This window comes from Wohlfahrtiimonas chitiniclastica (assembly GCF_002252325.1).
In the GTDB taxonomy this organism is placed as follows: Bacteria; Pseudomonadota; Gammaproteobacteria; order Cardiobacteriales; family Wohlfahrtiimonadaceae; genus Wohlfahrtiimonas; species Wohlfahrtiimonas chitiniclastica.
The window spans coordinates 1-21300 of the sequence record NZ_NEFL01000003.1; the positions used below are offsets into that span (position 1 = coordinate 1).

At 44.2% G+C, this 21300-nt stretch carries 17 protein-coding genes and 1 rRNA gene; 9 read left to right on the forward strand and 9 right to left on the reverse strand.

All coding sequences use genetic code 11. The features are described 5' to 3' along the window. The 5 genes from rrf to trhP all read left to right on the forward strand — a co-directional run bounded on the left by rrf (position 1) and on the right by trhP (position 5227). A 5S ribosomal RNA gene (gene rrf / locus B9T10_RS07645) occupies positions 1-115 on the forward strand. Between the two features lie 193 nt (positions 116-308). Next, positions 309-1295: an HlyD family secretion protein gene (locus B9T10_RS07650; RefSeq protein ID WP_008316600.1), complete on the forward strand. Its 987-nt coding sequence runs from the start codon at positions 309-311 to the stop codon at positions 1293-1295. A gap of 10 nt (positions 1296-1305) precedes the next feature. Beyond that, positions 1306-2502 (forward strand): ABC transporter permease, encoded by a 1197-nt coding sequence (locus B9T10_RS07655; protein WP_063455370.1) that lies wholly within the window; start codon positions 1306-1308, stop codon positions 2500-2502. Continuing rightward, the gene (locus B9T10_RS07660) at positions 2495-3679 is read left to right on the forward strand and encodes an ABC transporter permease (RefSeq protein ID WP_094538203.1); all 1185 of its coding nucleotides are present in this window, start codon (positions 2495-2497) and stop codon (positions 3677-3679) included. Before B9T10_RS07655 ends, B9T10_RS07660 begins: the two co-directional genes overlap by 8 nt. Before the next feature lie 120 nt (positions 3680-3799). Then, a complete protein-coding gene (gene trhP, locus B9T10_RS07665) occupies positions 3800-5227 on the forward strand; it encodes a prephenate-dependent tRNA uridine(34) hydroxylase TrhP (protein ID WP_008316605.1) in 1428 nt (475 codons plus the stop codon). A 159-nt stretch (positions 5228-5386) separates the two neighbouring features. Here the strand turns inward: trhP and B9T10_RS07670 are convergent, their stop codons facing one another. Then, a complete protein-coding gene (locus tag B9T10_RS07670) occupies positions 5387-6097 on the reverse strand; it encodes a GntR family transcriptional regulator (protein ID WP_008316607.1) in 711 nt (236 codons plus the stop codon). 32 nt (positions 6098-6129) lie between these two features. Between B9T10_RS07670 and lhgO the strand changes: the two genes are divergently transcribed. Continuing rightward, on the forward strand, positions 6130-7344 hold the full coding sequence (lhgO, locus tag B9T10_RS07675) for an L-2-hydroxyglutarate oxidase (protein WP_018122876.1): 1215 nt from the start codon (positions 6130-6132) through the stop codon (positions 7342-7344). A gap of 177 nt (positions 7345-7521) precedes the next feature. Here lhgO and B9T10_RS07680 read toward each other — a convergent pair whose 3' ends face one another. The 6 genes from B9T10_RS07680 to B9T10_RS07705 all read right to left on the reverse strand — a co-directional run bounded on the left by B9T10_RS07680 (position 7522) and on the right by B9T10_RS07705 (position 16377). Beyond that, positions 7522-8910 (reverse strand): NAD-dependent succinate-semialdehyde dehydrogenase, encoded by a 1389-nt coding sequence (locus B9T10_RS07680; protein WP_094538204.1) that lies wholly within the window; start codon positions 8908-8910, stop codon positions 7522-7524. A gap of 14 nt (positions 8911-8924) precedes the next feature. Continuing rightward, positions 8925-10229, reverse strand: a complete 1305-nt coding sequence (gene gabT / locus B9T10_RS07685) for a 4-aminobutyrate--2-oxoglutarate transaminase (RefSeq protein WP_008316610.1) — start codon at positions 10227-10229, stop codon at positions 8925-8927. 104 nt (positions 10230-10333) lie between these two features. Then, positions 10334-11692 carry an APC family permease gene (locus B9T10_RS07690; protein ID WP_063455367.1) on the reverse strand — a complete coding sequence of 453 codons (1359 nt, stop codon included), beginning with the start codon at positions 11690-11692 and terminating at the stop codon, positions 10334-10336. Between the two features lie 352 nt (positions 11693-12044). Further along, positions 12045-13685, reverse strand: coding sequence for a chaperonin GroEL (gene groL, locus B9T10_RS07695; protein WP_018122872.1), 1641 nt, complete (start codon positions 13683-13685; stop codon positions 12045-12047). 52 nt (positions 13686-13737) lie between these two features. After that, positions 13738-14028: a co-chaperone GroES gene (gene groES / locus B9T10_RS07700; RefSeq protein WP_008316614.1), complete on the reverse strand. Its 291-nt coding sequence runs from the start codon at positions 14026-14028 to the stop codon at positions 13738-13740. A 171-nt stretch (positions 14029-14199) separates the two neighbouring features. Continuing rightward, complete coding sequence (locus B9T10_RS07705) at positions 14200-16377, reverse strand: heavy metal translocating P-type ATPase (protein WP_094538205.1); 2178 nt, start codon at positions 16375-16377, stop codon at positions 14200-14202. An 85-nt stretch (positions 16378-16462) separates the two neighbouring features. Between B9T10_RS07705 and B9T10_RS07710 the strand changes: the two genes are divergently transcribed. Continuing rightward, positions 16463-16891 (forward strand): MerR family transcriptional regulator, encoded by a 429-nt coding sequence (locus tag B9T10_RS07710; protein WP_094491691.1) that lies wholly within the window; start codon positions 16463-16465, stop codon positions 16889-16891. A gap of 49 nt (positions 16892-16940) precedes the next feature. On the opposite strand, the gene glaH is transcribed toward B9T10_RS07710, so the two are convergent. Beyond that, positions 16941-17858, reverse strand: coding sequence for a glutarate dioxygenase GlaH (glaH, locus tag B9T10_RS07715; RefSeq protein WP_063503142.1), 918 nt, complete (start codon positions 17856-17858; stop codon positions 16941-16943). A 275-nt stretch (positions 17859-18133) separates the two neighbouring features. Continuing rightward, the gene (locus tag B9T10_RS07720; protein ID WP_008316621.1) at positions 18134-18454 is read right to left on the reverse strand and encodes a DUF3870 domain-containing protein; all 321 of its coding nucleotides are present in this window, start codon (positions 18452-18454) and stop codon (positions 18134-18136) included. Between the two features lie 145 nt (positions 18455-18599). On the opposite strand from B9T10_RS07720, the gene B9T10_RS07725 reads away from it, so the two are divergent. Next, positions 18600-20354 (forward strand): ATP-binding protein, encoded by a 1755-nt coding sequence (locus B9T10_RS07725; RefSeq protein ID WP_179220637.1) that lies wholly within the window; start codon positions 18600-18602, stop codon positions 20352-20354. A gap of 9 nt (positions 20355-20363) precedes the next feature. Then, complete coding sequence (locus B9T10_RS07730; RefSeq protein ID WP_094538207.1) at positions 20364-21275, forward strand: response regulator; 912 nt, start codon at positions 20364-20366, stop codon at positions 21273-21275. The last annotated feature ends 25 nt before the right edge of the window (positions 21276-21300 follow it).

Here is a 21300-nt window from a genome sequence, read left to right on the forward strand (position 1 = left end):
CTGGAGACAATAGCGCTATGGAACCACCTGATCCCATTCCGAACTCAGAAGTGAAACGTAGCTGCGCCGATGATAGTGTGGGGCCTCCCCATGTGAAAGTAGGTCATCTCCAGGGCCTAACATGAATAGCCCTCTTCAAGCGAAGAGGGCTTTTTCATTTGTCTGAAAAAAAATAGCATCATCATATGTATCTATTTGAAGTACGCAAGATTAGATTACCTTGAAGTTAATAAATAGCAGGCGATAACTCGCTCGGCTATACTATAATAATTAAATCAAACGATTAAATATAACTTTAGGAAAATACTATGCAGAAAATGACGCGTACATTATTAGGTTTAGGTGCACTGTTTATTGCCCTTGTTGTGGTGCTTTATTTAGTGGCCCATCAACAAAAAGAGTTTGTGCTTCAAGGTGAAGTTGAGGCAAATCGTGTGGATATTTCAGTGCGTGTGCAAGGCCGTGCGAAAGAGGTTTTTTATGATCTTGGGGATAATGTTAAAGAAGGCGATACGCTTGTCATTTTAGAAAATCCTGCAATGATTGCCCAGCAAATTACAGCCGAAGCACAATATAATGTGGCCAAAGCGAATCGTGATGTGGCATACAGTACGCGCCCTGAACAAATTGAAATCCAAAAAGCATTGTTAGCTTCTGCAGAAGATGGCGTGACGTTGGCTAAACAGAGTTTTGATCGTGTGCAAAAAGCGATTCAAAAGGGCGGGGTTTCTCAACAAGTGTTTGATGAGGCAAAAACCTCTTATGAAGTGGCATTGAAAGATAAATTGGCGGCTGAAGCGAGTTTACAATTGGCAGAAAATGGCGCGAGCATTGAAACCAAGCATTTAGCTGATGCGCAAGTTGCCCAAGCAAAAGCTGCATTGAACCAAGTCAATACAGATGTGGATACTTTAATTGTTAAAGCCACTGCCAATGGTCAAGTGACGGCTAAAGTTGCAGAAGTGGGTCAGTTATATAATCCAGGCACGCCACTGTATTCATTGATTGATTTAACGGATATGTGGGTGACGTTTAACATTCGTGAAGATTTTTTACGTGCTGCGAAAATTGGTGATGTGTTTGAAGTGGAAATTCCTGCCCTTAAAGAAACTGTGGAAGTGAAAATCACAGCACTCAATGCCTTGGGGCAATATGCCAACTGGCGCGCAACGAAAGCAACTGGTGAATTTGACCTACGCACCTTTGAAGTGCGTGCGAAACCCATTAAAAATATTGAGGCATTGCGTCCTGGTATGAGTGTGATTGCGAAGTGGAACACACGCAAAGCTCAATAGGGCGGATATTATGAAAACTCCAATCACTAAAACACAGGCTCAAAATAGCTTTTTCTTTGGCTTTTGGCGCGAATGGAAGATCATTGGTCGCTCAAAGCCCCTGTTTGCCTCTGTGTTTCTTTATCCGCTGATTGTTATTTTTGGCATGATGTACATGTTCAATGCCGAGGTCATTAATCGGGTGCCCATTACGGTGGTGGATCTTGACAATACATCAACCTCACGCAGTCTCATTCAACATGTGTCCGCATCTCCATCGATTTCGGTTGCGATGCGCAATGACAATTTAAGCGATGCAAAAACGGCACTTCTTAAAGGTGATATTTTTGGGATTTTGTTGATCCCGAATGATTTTGAAAAACGCATGCTCGGCAACCTTCAGCCAGAGATTACGGGCTTTTCGAATCTGCAATATATGGCACTTGGCAATGTGTTAAAAGTGGGTTTTACGCAAGCTTTTGGTTCAAGTTTAATGACGATGCAGGCTGAGCGCTTGACCACGCAAGGGGTGACAGCTCAATTGGCGATGAAGGAATTGTCGCCGGTTGCAGCAGATTTGCACCCTGTGTTTAATCCAACGCTCAACTATGTTTATACATTGGTCAATGGTATTGTGCCCACGATTTTACAAATCATTGTGATGCTCTCCATTGCTTATACCACGGTGCAAGATAAATATGGGCAGCTTGGCGTGCTGGGTATTTTGCGCATGAATAACAACAGTGTCTTTCAATTTGTGGTCAATAAAATTGCGCCGTATACGTTGGTCTTTTTGATGTCGCTCTTTACGTTAGACATTGGGCTGATGTTCTTTTTTGAACTGCCGCTACGGGGTTCATTATTGTGGGAGATGTTGGCATCATTCACCTTCATCACCAGTGCATCATTGTGCGCGATTGTGCTGACGTTATGGCTGCCACAGCGTTCATTAAACTATGGCTCGGTGAGTATTTTTGCATCCCCAGCCTTCGGGTTTACGGGACTCTTTTATCCTCGTATGTCGATGGATCTCTTTGCCCAAATTTGGGGCGCGATTTTACCGATCACTTGGTACATTGAGGCGCGTTTAGATCAAACTTTACGAGATGCAGGATTGCTCACCTCTTTAAAATCCATCATTGCGATGATGCTCATTGGCATTGTGGCCTATGGTTTGATTGTGCTGCGCGTTGCATTATTGAAAAAAGCGGAGGCAAAACATGCTTAAGTTGATATTTGCTGTCATGATCAATGAGCTCAAGCGGTTGCTGCGCGTTAAAGAGGTCTCCTCTGTTTTGATCATTGGCTTGGTGACTTACTTTTTCTTCTATCCATTGCCTTACAACAACGAAGAGGTGCGCGATGTGCCGATTGCTGTGATGGATCAGAACAAAACCACCATGAGCCGTGAATTATTGCGCATGCTAGATGCCACTGATTCATTGAAAATTGTGGATCATGTGGAGAATTTAGGCGAAGCAAAAGAGCTCCTCAAACAACGTAAAATCTATGGCATTGTGGTGATTCCCTTTGAATTTGAGCAAAATATTCTCAAAGGGCGCCGTGATGCTGTGGTGTTTTATGGGGATGCCAGCTACGTGATGATTTACAATGGTGCGGCAAATGCGGTCTCTTCTGTGGTGATGGCAACGAATAAAAAGATTCTCGTGGATAAGCAAATTGCCATGGGTGTTGATCCTGCCATTGCCCAAGGCAACAGTGCGCCTTTTAATCCTGTGACGGTGGATTTATTTAACCCACAATCAGGTTATGCCACATACATCATTCCGCCGGCGTATGTATTGATTTTGAATCAAAGCATGTGGATTGGCATTATGTTGGCGTGCATTTTGAGCCGCCGTTCTAAATTTGATTTGGCGTTTGTCAGCACACCGCAGCGCTCGACGGCACAATTGGCATTTGCAGCGCTGGCCGGCCGCTATTTAGCGTATCTATTTTACGCTTATTTTGGTTATTGGATCTTTATGCTCTTTGCGCCATATTGGTATCAATTGCCACGTTTGAGCGACATTTTCTCACTGGCGATTTTTGGCATGTTTTTCTTAAGTGCCATCATTTTCTTAGCGCTTGCGATGTCGAGCATTTTTAAGAAAATGGACAATGTATTTCTATTGATGCTGCCATTTAGTATGATTTTCTTCTTCTTTTCAGGGATTTCATGGCCACAATATTTAATGCCAGATCTCTTTTTAGGCATTGCGCGCATCTTGCCCTCAACATCTGCAATTGAAGGCTTAGTGCACATGAATCAGATGGGCGCATCTTTACAAGAAGTGGAATTTCAGCTCATGAACTTAGCCATTTTGATTGTGATTTATGGCTTATTGGCATATGGCGTCTTTTATCGCTATGTGTTGAAATTAAAAGCACAGCCATCGGCATAAGATTGTTAAAATTAAGAAAATATTGCGCTCTTGGTGGATCATCAAGAGCGTTTTTTATTTTTTCAGGTATAATATTTGCCCTTTGGCTATAAGCCGTGATCCCCTGTAAGGATGAGACACATGACACAAAGACAAGTTGAATTATTAGCGCCTGCGGGCACCTTTGAAAACCTACGTTACGCCTTTGCCTATGGTGCAGATGCTGTGTACGCAGGTTTGCCACGTTATAGTTTACGTGTGCGCAACAATGACTTTAAAAACGAAGAACGCATGAAAATGGGGATCGATTATGCCCATGAACATGGTAAAAAATTGTTTGTGGCATTAAATACCATGCCCCATGGCGCAAAGCTCAAAACATTCGTGGATGATTTAGCCCCCATCATTGATTTAGGTCCTGATGCGTTGATCATGGCGGATCCAGGTTTAATCATGATGGTGCGTGAACGCTGGCCTGACATGGACATTCACTTGTCTGTACAATCAAATGCTGTGAACAGCGCAACAGTGAAATTCTGGCAAAAACAGGGTTTAACGCGCGTGATTTTATCTCGTGAACTCTCTTTAAATGAGATTCATGAAATCCGCCAAGAATGCCCAGACATGGAATTAGAAGTGTTTGTGCATGGCGCATTGTGTATTGCGTACTCTGGCCGCTGCTTATTGTCGGGTTACTTTAACCATCGTGATGCCAACCAAGGCACCTGCACGAATGCTTGTCGCTGGAATTATGGTTTAACGGATGCAAAAGAGACACCTGAAGGTGAACTCATTCCAAAAAATGCAGATTTGGTGAACATTTACACCTCCGCCAGTGGCCATGTGCAACCAAAAACGGATGATCCAATGAAATATCTTCAAGATGAATTGAACCGCTCTGCGTTTGATGCGCCAGAAGGTTACAATCCTCATCCAGAAGCGGATCGCTCTTATCTCATTCAAGAGAACAATCAGCGTAAAGGCGAATGGATGGAGATCAGCGAAGATGAAAATGGCACATACATTATGAACTCCCGTGATTTACGTGCGATTCATCATGTACAGCGTTTGATTGAAATTGGCGTGGATTCTTTGAAAATCGAAGGGCGCACAAAATCTCATTATTATGTGGCACGTACTGCACAGTTGTATCGTCAAGCCATTAATGATGCGATTGCTGGCCGTGAATTTAACCCAGAATTGTATGGCAAATTAGATGGCTTAGCGAACCGTGGTTATACCGAAGGTTTCTTACAACGTCACATGCCGCACGCTTACCAAAACTACTTAACCGGCAACAGTATTCACTCGCGTCAGCAATATGTGGCAGAAGTGAAATCCTATGATCCTGAAACAGGCATTGCGGTGTTAGAAGCGAAGAACAAATTTGGTACAGGCGATCGCGTTGAGATCATCAATCAACATGGCAACCGTGAAGTGGTGATCGGTGAGATGAAAAATGATAAAGGCGAAGTGATCGAAGTGGCCAAAGGTTCTGGTTACATTGTGCATGTGAACATTGGCCCTGTGGATGACATGACGATGATTGCCCGTTATCTTTATGAATAATCCATCCGATTGATGCAATAGAGATGCAAAAACCTTGGTGAAAACCAAGGTTTTTTTATGTGCGACGCAATAATGTATCTAATTTGTAGCTTAAGTGTTGCATGCAACATATCACTGTGCTATAAATTATTGAAGAGAAAGCATGGGCGGTTAAATGACTTATTTATGAATCCATGAAAACTGACTCAAAAGATCAGGATCTAACCAATCATCTCTCTTTTTCGCTTCTTGTGTGATTAACATATTAGCGGTGTTGATAATGTGACGTTTCATCGCCCGTTCTGCGGCATCGGCATCTTGATTTAAGATCGCTTGATGAATCTCTTCATGGTCAGCTAATGCTTCCATACAAGTTCGAGAATGAGGAATGGTGCTAGGGCCAGTCAAAAGAACAGAGTTGCGAGTATTTTCAATAATCATTAAAGCACGATCAATGTGCGCAGCTTCTAATAAGGCAGAGTGATAATCCTTATCTGCTTTCAATGTCTCTTTGGCATCATCTTTTTGAGCAGCAGCGGCAAAATTATCATACGCGGCGATGATCTTTTTAAGATCTTCATCTGTGCGTGATAACGCAGCTTTACGAATGAGGGGAACTTCAAGCATCAAACGGATCTGGAATGATTCAATGAGCTCTTGAAGGGAGGTTGGCAAAATGCGAATCCCACGATTGCGTTCAACGCGCACAAGGCCAATGGCGGCCAATTGTTGTGCAGCTTCACGCACAGGGGTTCGAGAAGCGCCAATCCATTCTCCAATTTCTGTTGCTGAATACAGTTTTCCGGGCTCAAGAACGCCATTGAGAATGGCGTCACGAAGAAGATCAAATGCTTGGTCAGAAAGATTCTCTATTTTTTTTAGTTTTTTCATGTTGTATAACGCATAGTAAAAAGGAGATTGATGTGTCTGTTGTCAAGTATACAGTAATTGGGGGGGGAATTAATGGATTGGCCGTTGCAAGACAATTATTGCTCGATCATCCGGATGCCAAAGTGACACTGTTTGAAAAAGAAGCGAGCGTAGCTCAGCATCAAACCAGCCATAATTCCGGTGTGGTACACGCAGGATTATACTATGCAAAGGGCAGTTTGAAGGCAAGATTATGCCGCCGCGGTGTGCATTTAATTCGCGAATACTGCAAAACACACAATTTACCTTACGATGAGTGCGGCAAAGTTGTGGTTGCCCTCAATGCTGTCGAAGAAGAGCGTTTACAGCGTTTATACAAAATTGCGTTAGACAACGAAGTGCCCGATGTGCGCATGCTTTATGGGGATGAAATTAAAGAAGTTGAGCCAAACTGTATTGGCGTTGCGGCGCTGCATTCCCCAACCACCGCCATTGTGAGTTATGAAGCCATCGCTAAAAAAATCGCCGAAGAGATTGAATCTTTAGGGGGCACCATTCATTTAAGCTCAGAAGTGGAAGCCCTTAAAAATGAAGCTGGCGGCATTCGCGTCATTTTAAAAGGCGGTAAAGTTTATGATGACACCTTTGATTATGCAGTGAGCTGCTCAGGTCTACAATCAGATCGCTTAGCGATCAATTCAGGTGATGAAGCCTCACCTAAAATCGTGCCATTTTTTGGGCAATACTTTGTGCTAGATGATGAATTTACCCATGATGTGAAAGGGTTAATTTATCCTGTGCCAGATCCGAAATATCCATTCTTAGGGGTGCATTTTACTAAACGCATCGATGGCAAAATGACCATTGGCCCGAATGCCTTTTTATCCTTTGGCCGTGAAAATTACACCGGTAAAAACTTCAATGCGAAAGACATTTTTGATTATTTAACTTATCCAGGTTTCTGGAAATTCTCCCTTCGCAATTTACCTGCGGCGGTGCGTGAGTCAAAAACGGTGCTCAGCAAACAAAGCTTCATTGATGAAGCCACAAAATATGTGCCATCTCTTTCTAAAATGACTGTACAGCCTGCAACGCGTGGCATTCGTGCCCAAGCCATGAATAAAGATGGCAGCTTAGTGGATGACTTTGTGGTGCGTAAAGAGGGTAACATTACGCACATTCGCAATGCGCCTTCACCGGGTGCAACGTCATCAATGGCGATTGCTGAATACATCGTCCGTGAAGTGATGCCACAGCCACAAGCTTAACTGATTTGATAGCATTAAGGTTACACAAGAATCCATAGTCGTCGTGTTGCTGAATGCAGGATTGGCACAATACAATCCTCATTCAGCTTTTTTTTGTGCGTATTTTTTTATCCCCCTCATCAATCAAACATGCATAAAAAAAGAGCGGCTTTGCCGCTCTTTGAATCATGTCATCAATTATAGCTGACCGATGGAGAGATATTTTGTTTCCAAATAAGGCTCAATCCCTTCAATGCCGCCTTCACGACCAAGGCCGCTCTCTTTAAAGCCGCCAAATGGCACTTGTGCCAATGTGGGTAAGCCATCGTTCCAGCCTACAATACCGAAATCTAAATGATCTTGTAGATAGATGCCGCGTTTGTAGTTGTCAGTAAAGAAGTAAGCCGCTAAACCAAAAGGCGTACCATTGGCGATCTTAATGGCTTCATCAAGATCATTGTAAGCAATGATGGGCGCAACAGGGCCAAAGGTTTCTTCAGACATGATGTCCATATCAAGCGTAACATTGCCAAGGACGGTTGGCGTGACAAAGTATGTGCCTTTTGCCTCATCGGCTAAACCTTCACCGCCCGCGAGGATGGTGGCGCCTTTTGCTTTGGCATCGTTGATCTGTTCGATCACTTTGTCATAGCCCTTTTTATTGATGAGCGGACCAACATCCGTTGTTTCATCCATACCGTTGCCCACTTTAAGGGCTTTGGCGGCAGCTGTGAATTTCTCAGTAAATTCATCAATCACTGCTTCATGCACGATGAAACGGTTGGCACAAATACAGGTTTGCCCTGCATTACGGAATTTAGAGGCAATCGCTTGGGTGATCACAAAATCGATGTCCGCATCTTCACACACGATGAAAGGTGCATGGCCCCCTAATTCCATTGACATGTGTTTCACTGTCGCGGCGCTTTCACTGATGAGGCGTTTGCCCACAGGCGTTGAACCTGTGAATGTGATTTTGCGCACATATTCACTGGCGGTAAACACAGGACCCACCGCAGAACCTGTGCCAATCACACACTGCACCACATCTTGTGGGAAGCCTGCTTCATGGGCCAGTTCCACCAAGCGGATCATGGTTAATGGCGTGTCTTCAGCAGGCTTTACGATGAACGTACAGCCTGCCGCGAGCGCTGGACCTGCTTTACGTGTCATCATGGCTGCAGGGAAGTTCCAAGGCGTAATGGCTGCCACTTGGCCAATCGCTTGGCGCGTCACCAATAAGCGCTTATTGGTGGTGGAGGCTGGAATGGTGCGGCCATAAATGCGTTTAGCCTCTTCTGCATACCAAGTTAAGTAGCTCACCGCATTGACCAACTCACCAATCGATTCACGTAAGGGCTTACCATTTTCTTCAGTCATGATTTTTGCCACGTCTTCCTTATTGGCTAAAATCAATTCTGCCCAACGATTTAAAAGTGCCGCGCGCTCATACACAGACGTGCTTTTCCATGTTTGAAATGCCGCATGCCCTGCTTTTAATTTTGCTTCAATGTCTGATGTTGTATCCATTGGCAAGGTGGCCAATAGATCACCCGTTGCTGGGTTAAAAACTTTTAATTCACTCATGAATCCCGATCCTTTTATTGATTGGCAGCTTTTAAAGCATCGCTTAAAATCGCTAAACCTTTCGTTAATTCTTCATCTGTAATGGTCAAAGGTGCTAAGAAACGCACAACGTTGCTGTTGATGCCCGCAGAAATCAACAATAAACCGTTGCTGTTGGCATAATCTGTGATGGCAGAAGTTCTTGCTGCATCTGGTTCACGTGTTGTAGGATCTTTCACGATTTCAGCCGCAACCATTGCACCTAAGCGGCGAATGTCACCGATGAATGGATATTGTTTTTGCTGTTCTGTTAAATATGCTTCTAATTTTGCTCCCATGATTTCAGCTTTTTCGTTGAGGTTTTCTTCTTCCACAACATCCATCACAGCAAGCGCTGCCGCACATGCCAATGGGCTGCCTGAGAATGTACCGCCTAATTCACCTGGGCTTGGCGCATTGACAATTTCTGCACGGCCAACCACCGCACTTAAAGGCACGCCAGCGGCTAAGGATTTTGATGTGGTCATCAAATCAGGCACGATGCCAAAATGTTCCATGGCAAAAAGTTTACCGGTACGAGAGAAACCTGCTTGGATTTCATCGGCCACAAATACGATGCCATATTTTTGACAGAAGTTATACACGTGCTCAACAAAGCGTTGTGGTGGAACAATGAAGCCACCTTCACCTTGAACCGGTTCCATCACTAAACAAGCAATGGTTTCTGGCGCTGCGGTTGCTTTAAAGAACTCATCAAAACGGCCAATGGTGTAATCGATGTATTCATCTTCTGTCATGTGTGCAGGGCGCTGATAAGCATATGGATACGGCGCTTGATAGATGTCAGAGGCAAAAGGACCAAAACCCACTTTATAAGGTTTAACTTTACTCGTCATGCCCATCGTTAAGTTTGTGCGGCCATGGAATGCACGGTAGAAAGAGACAACGCCCGGACGACCTGTGAATTTACGCGCGATTTTAACGGCATTTTCAACAGCTTCTGCCCCTGTGTTGAATAAGATGGCTTTTTTCTCATGATCACCATCAGTGATTTCACACAAACGCTTACACACTTGTAAATAGCTTTCATACATGATGACGTTAAAGCCAGGATGTGTGAAGTTATCTAATTGTGCTTTGATGGCTGCAACCACTTTCGGGTGGCTATGACCCACGTTCATCACACCAATGGCGCCTGCAAAATCGATGAACTCTTCACCTTTCTCTGTGGTGATTGTTGCGTTCACAGCTTTTGTTGCAATGTTTAAGTTACCGTTACCTACGCCACGCGCCACATATTTTTGACGCATTGCTTGAAGTTGTTCAGTAGTGTATGACATGTCAATTCCTCTTTTCAGTGACTATTATTTTGATGATTCGTAATACGTTTGTATTATCGCCGTTTGCCCATCGCTCATTTAAATTTGGCGATGGGCGTTTAAAATTATTTTGTTTCTAAGCTAGCATTGTTTAACTCAAATGTCTTCACTGGGCTTTTGCTTTTGTGCATGAACAAGAAGTAAGCACCGATGAAGTACCAGCCAAACACTAAGCTCCATTCAATTGGGAAGCTCAATTCTGCTGGCATGCCTGGTAAATAGAGTGATAAGAAGCCGATGCTGAACAATACTGCCAACCAACCAATGGTTTTTGGCCATTTCACAGCATATGGGCGCTCTAAATCTGGCTCAATTTTGCGAAGTTGTAAGAATGCTAACGTCACAATGAGATAACCCAATACAACGCCGATGCTGCCTGCGTTCACTAACCAGTTCAATGCTTGGCGACCCAATAATGGTGCCAAAAATGCCAATGCCGTTAAGAAAATGATCGCGTTTGCGGGCGTGTGATATTTTGGATGTAATTTTGCAAACCATGCAGGCAACATGCCACGAAGCGCCATTGCATACATAATGCGGCTGCCACCAATCACGAATGCGTTCCAGCTTGTGATGATCCCTGCAATACCGCCAACGACCAATACTTGACCCAATACTTTGCTGTTAAATAAGTTGGTCATCGCATCAGCAGTTGCCAATTTTGAGGTCAATAATTCTGAATGTGGCAAACCAATTGATACGCCATAGATGATCAATACATAAAAGAGAAGGGCAGATAAAATGGAGATCACCAACATTTTACCGATGGATTTTGTGGCTTTTACTTCAGATGCGATTTGTGGAATCACGTCAAAGCCAACAAACATAAAGGGCACCATGATGAGCACTTGCATCATGCCATCAAAACCACCGCTGAAATAAGGTTTTAAGTTTTCGCTGTCGCCGTAGTAGCCTGCGCCAAAGATCAATAAAATGCCAACGCTCACAATGGCAATCGTGAACACTGTTTGGAAAATGGTGGCAGAACGAATGCCGCGATAGTTCAATGCACCCAAGAAAAGTGCGCCCACTGAACCAATCAATGCCCAGGTTAAGTAAACATCAGAGCCTGCAATGTTCCATAAATGCACTTGGTGTTTAAGGGGAGAGATGTAGTCAATCACCGTTGGCAATGCAACGGCTTCAAACGCGATTACAGACATGTAACCAAACAATACAGACCAACCTGCTAAGAAGGCTAATGGTGTGTTATAAGCGCGTTGAACGAAGGCAACGCCGCCGCCTGTTTCTGGAATGGCAGTGGCCAATTCAGCATAGGTTAAGCCGATGAGGATGATCAATAAGCCGCCGCCTGCGAAGGCGATTGTTGCCCCTAGGAAACCTGCGGTTGCCACCCATTCGCCGGAGAGAATCACCCAGCCCCAGCCAAGCATCGCCCCCATTGCTAAAAACAGCACATCCATCGATGATATCTTTTTATTCATAATTCCTCCTATACGGTTTGTAGTCATTGGCAAATTCATTGCGGTGTTTGCTACAAAGTGGTGATTAGGTTGTTCTGTGTTATATGAAGCCATTTCTATGAATGGCTAACATGTTGCATGCAACATAGCTCACCATATTTATACATAAGTAAAATGAATTTGCAACAAATTGACTACTTTATTGTGCGTAATTTTTGGGAGGAAAGGCCATTTTTCGGGCATAGATGCGGCATAAAATTTTATGGCATGTATGATTTTTGTAATTTTTCCGGGCATAAAAAAACCTTGGTCAAGTGACCAAGGCTTTGTCGTTGAAATGGTTAGGGGTGCATTACATCATGCCCATGCCGCCCATACCACCCATGCCGCCCATGTCAGGCATTGCAGGTTCTGCTTTAGGAATTTCAGCAACCATGCATTCAGTGGTGATGATTAAAGAAGAAACAGATGCAGCGTGTTGCAAGGCTGAACGTGTCACTTTAGTTGGATCTAAGATACCCATTTCAACCATGTCACCATATTCACCAGTGGCAGCGTTGTAACCAAATGCGCCTTGGCCTTCACGCACTGCGTTCAATACAACGTCAGCAGGTTCGCCAGCATTTGTTACGATTTGACGTAATGGCTCTTCCATTGCGCGTAATGCCACACGGATACCTGCTTCTTGTTCTGCGTTGTCACCTTTCAAATCTTTGATGGATGCCAATACGCGAACTAAAGCCACACCACCGCCAGGGACAACGCCTTCTTCAACGGCTGCGCGTGTTGCGTGCAATGCATCTTCTACGCGTGCTTTTTTCTCTTTCATTTCAACTTCAGTGGCTGCACCAACTTTGATCACAGCAACACCGCCAGCGAGTTTTGCAACGCGCTCTTGTAATTTTTCACGATCATAATCTGACGTTGCTTCGTCCATTTGGATGCGAATTTGATCAACGCGTGCTTTGATCGCATCAACAGCGCCAGCGCCATCGATGATGGTTGTGTCTTCTTTAGAAACCACAACGCGTTTTGCACTGCCTAAATCTTCTAAAGATGCTTTTTCAAGTGACATGCCGATTTCTTCAGAAATCACAGTACCACCTGTTAAGATTGCGATGTCTTGTAACATTGCTTTACGACGATCACCAAAGCCAGGCGCTTTAACCGCTGCAACTTTTACGATGCCGCGCATATTGTTGATCACCAATGTTGCCAATGCTTCGCCTTCAACATCTTCAGCCACGATCAATAAAGGACGACCCGTTTTAGCCACAGCTTCTAATACGCCCAACATTTCACGGATGTTAGAGATTTTTTTATCACACAACAAAATTAATGGGTTGTCTAATTCAGCCGCCATTGATTGTTGGTTGTTGATGAAGTAAGGCGATAAGTAACCACGGTCAAACTGCATACCATCAACCGTTGTTAAGTCGTTTTCTAAACCTGAACCTTCTTCAACAGTGATCACGCCTTCTTTGCCCACTTTTGCCATCGCGTCTGCGATGATGCGGCCGATGTCTTCATCAGAGTTTGCAGAGATTGTGCCCACTTGTGCGATGGATTTGTCATCAGAACAAGGTTTAGAGATGTTTTTGAGTTCAGCCACAGCTGCTGCAACGGCTTTATCAATACCACGTTTGATGTCCATAGGGTTCATGCCGGCAGAAACAGCTTTCATGCCTTCGCGAACGATGGCTTGAGCCAATACAGTTGCCGTTGTTGTACCGTCACCTGCGATGTCAGAAGTTTTAGAAGAAACTTCTTTCACCATTTGTGCGCCCATGTTTTCGAATTTGTCTTCTAAGATGATCTCTTTAGCCACAGACACACCATCTTTAGTGATGGTTGGCGCGCCAAAGCTTTTTTCTAAAACAACGTTACGACCTTTAGGACCTAATGTCACTTTCACAGCGTTTGCTAATGTGTTAACGCCTTTTACCATGCGTGAACGTGCATCATCGCCAAAACGTACTTCTTTTGCTGACATACTTAAATACCTCTAAAAGTTAAAATTCTGAATATTAATGAAGGGTGATTGATTATGCTTCAATCACAGCCATGATTTCGTCTTCGCGCATTACGATGAAATCTTCATCACCGAATTTGACTTCAGAACCGGAATATTTACCGAATAAGACTTCGTCGCCAACTTTAACATCAACCGCTTTCACTTGGCCGTTGTCTAAAGTTTTGCCTGTACCGACAGCAATCACTTTACCGCGAGAAGGTTTTTCAGTGGCAGAACCAGGTAATACGATACCGCCCGCAGATGTTGTCTCTTCTTCAACACGTTTGATGATTACGCGATCGTGTAATGGACGTAATTTCATAATGATTCCCTCTAAAAAATAAATTAACAATACGATTTCGATTCGCAAAGATGCAATATCTCAGAAAATGAATCGCACTAAAATCTTTGCAGCTTCAACTATGGGGATCGAGAATGTCATTTCAAGAGCCCGTGATGAATTTTTACACAAAAAAGTGCGATGCATCATAATTTATTGAATTTCTTTTACTTTCAGCAATCTCAATGCATTGAGTACCACTAAAAATGTGGTGCCCACATCGGCAATGACCGCCATCCACATTTCTGCTAAGCCAAAGAGGGCTAGAAGGAAGAAAAAGAGTTTGACCACAATGGCAAAGGTGATGTTCTGACGAATGATGCCGATGGTACGCTCAGAGATGTGAAAGAAATTGGGCACTTTCATTAAATCATCATCCATGATGGCAACATCGGCCGTTTCAATCGCGGTATCACTGCCCATGCCGCCCATGGCAAAGCCAATGTCTGCTTTAGCAAGTGCAGGGGCATCATTGATGCCATCGCCAATCATGGCAATTGCCCCGTGATTTTTCTGAAAATCATCAATGAAGGCGAGTTTATCTTCTGGCAATTGCTCACCGCGCGCTGCATCTAAATGGAGGGCAGCCGCCACATTTTTGACGGTGCGTTCACGATCCCCCGATAATATGGTTAAAGAGAGCCCGAGGCGATGCAGGGCATCAATCGCTTTACGAGTGGTGGGTTTAATGGCATCTTCTAGCACAAAGATTGCCAAGAGTTTGGCATCATCGGCTAAAAAGAGCAGGGAGCCTGTGTGATCATTTAAGCGTGCTAAATGTGTATCGGCACCGCTGACATCAATGTGATATGCATGCATCAATTTAAGATTGCCAAGATAGTAATGTGCGCCCTCAATGCTTGCACAAGTGCCTTGGCCTAAAATGGCGGTGAACGCATGAAGGGTCAGCGGTGCATTCAATGCAGATTGATAGTGTGCAGCCACTGCTTTTGACATCGGATGATCAGAGCGCGCCGCTAAATGCGCTGCAATGCTTGGAATGTGTGTGGAATGAACCAAGGTGATCACCTCTGTCACCGTCGGTTGTCCTTCTGTGAGCGTGCCTGTTTTATCTAAGGCTAAACCTTTAATGTGGCGTGCAGTCTCTAAATAGCTGCCACCTTTAATCAGAATCCCTTGGCGTGCAGCGGTCGTTAATCCACTGACAATGGCAACAGGTGTGGAGATCACAAGGGCACACGGACAAGCAATGATGAGCATCACCAATGCATTATAAATGCTTTGAATGACAGGTACGCCAAAGAGCGGCGAGATCAGCGCCACTAAAATGGCAATCGCAAACACAATGGGCGTATAAATGGCTGCAAATTGATCCACAAAACGCTCCACAGGTGCACGCTGACTTTGAGCTTCTTCAATGGTGCGGGCAATTTTGCTCAATGTAGAATTGTCTGAAGTCGTGGTGGTGAAAAACTCAATTTCGCGTTCAAAGTTGATGCTGCCAGCATAAACAGCATCGCCCACGGTTTTATCAATCGGTAAGCTTTCCCCTGTGATGGGTGACTCATCAATGCTTGAGCTGCCTTTTGTGATGGTGCCATCTAACGGAATGCGTGCACCCGGCATCACGCGGATGGTGCTGCCTTTAGCAATGGTTTCAACAGGGCGCATGCTGGCTGTACCATGATCTAGCACCAGGGCTTCATCAGGCGTTAGGCTCATTAAGCCAGCGATGGCATTGCGTGCACGGTCTAAAGAACGCGCTTCTAACATTTCAGAGAGATTAAAGAGCACCATCACCATGGCGGCTTCAGGTAATTCGCCAATGAGGACAGCGCCCGTCACCGCTACGCTCATGAGTGCATTGATGTTGAGTTTACGATTTTTAAGGGAGATCCAACCTTTGATGTAGGTCTCTTTGCCACATAAAACAATGGCAAGGATCGCAAAGAAGCCAACGATGATGAAATGCACATCAAATAAACTCAAAATCTCAGCAGCCGCGGCTGATAACGCTGCGATGATGAATGATCCCGTGAAAGCTTTTTTAGGTGGCGTTGGCGCACTTGCTGCCATCTCAGAGATGGCTTCCATGCCAAGCTCTGCAATGGCATCGATGATGTATTGCGTGGTTGTGTTGTGCACCACCGTCAATTTACGCTGAATGAGGTTAAAGGAGAGTTGATCAATCAGTGGATCATTGGCAAAGTGACGGCGAATGAGCCCTTCTTCAGTGGGGCAATCCATCGCTTCAATGATAAAAACATCACGATGATGTCCTTTAGGGATGTCCGTAATCGGCGTTTCTTTCGGTGCTGAATCATGGCTGCATGAACAGGTGCTGCAAGATTCTAAATGGTGTGCGCTCATAAAAACCCCTTTGAATGAAAATCATATGGATATGCTATAGTAAACACCTTAAAGCTACTATAAGGTCAAGCCCTAGGAGGTGAAGATGAAGATCGGGCAACTGTCTGAATTAACAGGTGTATCCACAGAAACCATCCGCTATTATGAGAAACAGAAATTATTGCCCATGCCAACGCGCCTTGCCAATAATTATCGCTCGTATGATCAATCCCATGTTGAGCGTTTAACATTTATTAAAAATTGTCGCGCCTTTGACATGACGCATGAAGAGATTCATCAAATTTTAGATGAGGTCAATGCGCCATCAACATCCGATTGCCGCCCCATTAATCACATCATTCAGCAGCATTTATTGCATTTAGAGGCGCGCATTGAGGAGTTGATGGATCTTAAAGACCGTTTGACGGCGATTGAGCAGCGTTGCCGGCGTGTCCATACGGCGGATCAATGCACCATCATTGAGGACATTTCTAAACTCGATGCCATGCCAACACGCACCACGCACGTGGGTTAAGGCAGATAAAAAAAGGAGCCGAAGCTCCTTCCTTAATTCTTTAGATGAGTTAGTGATAAAAGCGACCACGTTGGCGGAGCAACTCACGATTTAACTCAGGGTGTTTTTCAAAAGGTGCACGGCCATGGAGCCAGAACTCATTGTTCAACACCACTAAACTGCCCACTGGCAATGCCAATTCGATCACGTGTTTGTCACTTTCCATGGATTGCGACAGCGCTTTTAAGAATTTAGCCTCTTCAATGCTTTCAGGATACGCAAACTGATCAATGAAGCAGATGCATGGGCGATTGTTTTTCAAGAAGAACAATTGACGATGGACGATTTCTTGCACATTTTTGCTCGGTGGCGCGATGTATTGGAATTTATGTTGGCCTAAAGAGTTTGCGCTGAATTTTTCTAACTCTTCCCAATCATCTAAGTGCAATAAACGACTTTCGCCGCCTTTGGCATTCTCTTCCACCATTTTCATCATGAGCAACCAATCTGTGGCTTCGCTCACGAATGTACCATCGGTGTGAAGTGTGAATAAGCGATACGCTTGGCGTAAGTAAGAGTCGCTGCTGTCGGTGTCTTTAACTGTAAAGCGCGCATAGTATTTGCCCGTCATGGAGTCAAAGTTAGAGATGCCCACTAAATGCGCGATGGCGGTGGAGAAAATTACATATTCATCAGTGCATTTAGACACGCCTTCTAAGCCAATTGTAAAACCACCGGTTGCTCGATCATTAACGATGTCACGTAAAATGTTGCCAAAGTTGTGCCCTGCGATCTCTTCTAAATATGCGGCGATCACTTGGCGCTCATATGGCGTGTATTCTAAATGCTGAATATTGATGCCTTCATCTTTGATTTTCTGTAAAAACTGCTCGATCACAGCTTTAGATAAAGTAATGTTTAAGATGCGTTTAGATTGAGCATTTTCTTCAATGGAAAATTGATCATTTTTTTGAATGAATTGTGACATGGTATCCTCCAGGATCAAGCTTTGAGTGGTAATAAAAATTTTTCAAAAAAAAACCAGCAACACCCTCTACACTCTAAAATAAAGCGCAAAAAGCATTACTGGTGTCATCTGTTCTCTTACGTCATCATGGGGGATGATCTCAAACAGATGGGCAGTTCATTAACGTGACTCATGAGAAAGAAAGGGGATCAATCATGTAGGTTGATTGTAGGCTCTCTTTTCTGGTTGAGTTTTGTAGAATGTAGCATGCAACTTTTAGAAAGGCAACTTTTTTATCATCCTTTGTGCATCGAATGATATTGATGATCTAAATCCCTTAATGCGGCGATTAAAGCGCTTGTGGCCTTACCTTTATAACTTTGATGAACCGCGTCAATCAGCCCTTCAATGCCATCATTGAGGCTGTAGCCTCTGAGTAATTGGCGAATGAAATTTTTCCCCAATTCTGTAATCAATGTGCAATCTGCCGCTAAAATGACGCCATATTTTGGCTCAATTTCAGCCGTGATGGTCATTGATTCAAACATATGTTTTGCCGCCATGCCTTGAGGCAAACGTGCATAACCTGCAATAAAAACTGTTTTTGTGACACCCATATTCTCTCCATACGCGATGATGCAAGCCTGCATCTTGCTTATCAAAAGCCATTCTACCAATATTGTCAAGCGCCTGACTGTCGTCACAGTGTCACAATGGATGATTAAGATGAGCAACAAAAAAGCTATTTTTAGTGGAGAGAGCATGAAAATTGTGACACGCGTTGTCCTCACCTTGATCTTCATCAGCGCAGCAGTGATGGGGCTCATCTATTTTTATTTAAACACTCAGAAAGTGGATGTGCGGGCGAGCGCTAAAATCATTGATGAGGTCAATGGCATTGTGCATGAATCTTCTCGTTGGGATGTTGCCATTTTGCAGATGAATGCTGGCATGTTGCTAGAGGATGCGGCGATGACAGCGCCAGAAGATGCCATCACAACTTTGATCGCACGCTTAAGTCATGAGCCGATCATACATACATCATTAGCTGCATTGGCGAAAACCATTGATGAGAAGCGCGAATGGGTGATGCAATTTCAGGCAGAGATTCCCGTGCTTGAAAGCGCTTTGCAAGCGTTGCCTAAATTGTATGAGCAGATTTTAGCGAATGATGACATTGTCGCCTCTGAATTTGATGAACTCTTTTTGAGATTGTTTACAACTGTAGTCAAATATAATCTCAACAGCTCAGACACATCAAAAAATGCCATTCGTGCTCAAATGCGAGTGATTGAAACTTTGCTTGTGACTACGGATTTACCTTTTACCACGCAAGATATTTTGTATGATTTTCTCGGGCAAGTGGGCATTGTGATGGAAACGCGCCCAGACATTGATCATATTTTGCAGTCGATTGCCGCGCTGCCGGTGGTTCAGGATGCTGATGTTATTAAAGCAGATATTCGCCATTCAGTCAGTGAAGCATTGGCAGCACAGGCGCGCCATCAAACAGAGTTGATGATTTATGCTGCGGGATTGCTTGGTATTTTGACGCTGCTGGCCATTCGTTTATTCATTAACTATGTGCGGTTAGAACAGCGCGTTGCTGAGCGCACGGCAGATTTGCAAAAAGCGCTGCATGATTTACAAGAATCAGAAATGATTTTGGTGCAAACCGAGAAAATGAGCGCCCTTGGGCAGATGGTTGCCGGCGTAGTGCATGAGGTCAATACGCCCTTGGCTTATACGAAAAACGCATTGGAATTAACGGCGAATCATTTTACGGCATTTAATTTACCGCGCCTTGTGGGATTGGCGGAATCAGTGATTGCATTGGTCAATCAACCGAAAGCATTAGACCTTGCAAATCGTAAAGCGCACATTGTGTATGAAGTCAAAGCCATCACGACAAATTTACAAGTGGAAGGCGTGGATGATGTGCCTTTAAGCGAAGTGATAGCAGAGATTCAAGCCCTCATTGAGGATGGTTTAACAGGCATCGAGCAGATCAGTGGTTTAATTCACAATTTGCGTAATTTTAGCCGCTTAGATCGTGGGCACATTGCGCGCCAATCGTTAAAAGATGCAGTGGATAGCACCTTAATGCTCCTGAAATATGAGCTTAAAAATAAGCGCGTGGTGGTGACGATTGAGGAAGATTGCATCGTTGAGTGCATGCCATCACAAATCAATCAGGTGCTGCTGAACATCATTGGCAATGCCAATCAAGCCACAGATGCAGAAGGCGTAATAGAAATCACAGTGGCACGAGCTGATGAGCACTTTGCCAAAATCACCATCGCAGACAATGGCTCGGGCATTGAGGAAAGCGCCTTACAACAAATTTTCAATCCCTTTTTCACCACGAAAAAAGTGGGGCAAGGCACCGGCCTTGGCCTATCCATCAGTCATAAAATCATCAAAGAGCATGGCGGCACGATTGAAGTCACGTCCATTGTGGGTGAAGGCACAATATTTACGCTGTTATTGCCATTTTTGATTGAGTTGCAATCTTAAGGAGTCTGTATGTTAAAGTCTAAAATGACGGTGTTGTGTGTGGATGATGAAGTCTTGATTTTAAATGCGCTCAAAGCATTGCTGCGCCTTCGATATCATGTGATCACCACGACTGATCCCTTTGAAGCCATCGAGATTTTAAAAACCACTAAAGTTGCCGTCATCATCAGCGATCAACGGATGCCGGAGATGCTTGGCACTGAGTTATTGAGCCAAGCCAAAATATTATCGCCCCGTACCACGCGTATTTTATTGACAGGCTTTTCTGACCTCAGCGCCATCATCAGCACGGTGAATGACAGCGAAGTGTACCGATTTTTAACCAAGCCGTGGAGCAATCAAGAAGTGCTAGAGATTGTGGCCGATGCCGTCAATGTTTCTAAGGCCATTGCCGCAGCGCCAGTTAAAGTGCCCGAAAAAACTTATGCACAACCGCAAACACCTGCCTATGTCATTTATAAGAGCAGCGCGGCAGGTTTGCGAGAGTTGGACATTCATGCAGAATTGCCTGAACACACGCATGCCTTAGTCGCCCACAGCAACGAGGAAGTCATCGCATTATTGCAGCAATATCCTGTGACATTGATCATTGTCTATTTTCAATTGGCCAATGAAGCGGACATTGAGCTGTTGAAATATCTCAAGCGAGAATTGCCAGAATTGTTGAGCATTGGGCTTGTGAAACATGCGGATTATCAGGACATCATTATGCTCATTAATGAAGCTAAATTGTATCGTTATGTGATGATGCCATCGCGCCCGCGGCAGATTGCTTTTTTTGTCAAGTCCGCCATTGAGATGTTTGAGCAATTTAAAGCATCGCCAAGTTTATTGACGCAGCAGCAAGTGATGAGCAAAACGCCCATTAAATCATCATTGCTTGGGCTTCTAAGTGGCGTGAAGCGCTTTTTTACCAAATGATTCATTGCACTGTATAATAAAGCCT

Excerpts from the sequence above, each read along its gene's own strand:
- B9T10_RS07650 (WP_008316600.1), top strand. The coding sequence starts at position 309 with ATGCAGAAAATGACGCGTACATTATTAGGTTTAGGTGCACTGTTTATT.
- B9T10_RS07655 (WP_063455370.1), top strand. The coding sequence starts at position 1,306 with ATGAAAACTCCAATCACTAAAACACAGGCTCAAAATAGCTTTTTCTTT.
- B9T10_RS07660 (WP_094538203.1), top strand. The coding sequence starts at position 2,495 with ATGCTTAAGTTGATATTTGCTGTCATGATCAATGAGCTCAAGCGGTTG.
- trhP (WP_008316605.1), top strand. The coding sequence starts at position 3,800 with ATGACACAAAGACAAGTTGAATTATTAGCGCCTGCGGGCACCTTTGAA.
- B9T10_RS07670 (WP_008316607.1), bottom strand. The coding sequence starts at position 6,097 with ATGAAAAAACTAAAAAAAATAGAGAATCTTTCTGACCAAGCATTTGAT.
- B9T10_RS07680 (WP_094538204.1), bottom strand. The coding sequence starts at position 8,910 with ATGAGTGAATTAAAAGTTTTTAACCCAGCAACGGGTGATCTATTGGCC.
- gabT (WP_008316610.1), bottom strand. The coding sequence starts at position 10,229 with ATGTCATACACTACTGAACAACTTCAAGCAATGCGTCAAAAATATGTG.
- B9T10_RS07690 (WP_063455367.1), bottom strand. The coding sequence starts at position 11,692 with ATGGATGTGCTGTTTTTAGCAATGGGGGCGATGCTTGGCTGGGGCTGG.
- groL (WP_018122872.1), bottom strand. The coding sequence starts at position 13,685 with ATGTCAGCAAAAGAAGTACGTTTTGGCGATGATGCACGTTCACGCATG.
- groES (WP_008316614.1), bottom strand. The coding sequence starts at position 14,028 with ATGAAATTACGTCCATTACACGATCGCGTAATCATCAAACGTGTTGAA.
- B9T10_RS07705 (WP_094538205.1), bottom strand. The coding sequence starts at position 16,377 with ATGAGCGCACACCATTTAGAATCTTGCAGCACCTGTTCATGCAGCCAT.
- B9T10_RS07710 (WP_094491691.1), top strand. The coding sequence starts at position 16,463 with ATGAAGATCGGGCAACTGTCTGAATTAACAGGTGTATCCACAGAAACC.
- glaH (WP_063503142.1), bottom strand. The coding sequence starts at position 17,858 with ATGTCACAATTCATTCAAAAAAATGATCAATTTTCCATTGAAGAAAAT.
- B9T10_RS07720 (WP_008316621.1), bottom strand. The coding sequence starts at position 18,454 with ATGGGTGTCACAAAAACAGTTTTTATTGCAGGTTATGCACGTTTGCCT.
- B9T10_RS07725 (WP_179220637.1), top strand. The coding sequence starts at position 18,600 with ATGAAAATTGTGACACGCGTTGTCCTCACCTTGATCTTCATCAGCGCA.
- B9T10_RS07730 (WP_094538207.1), top strand. The coding sequence starts at position 20,364 with ATGTTAAAGTCTAAAATGACGGTGTTGTGTGTGGATGATGAAGTCTTG.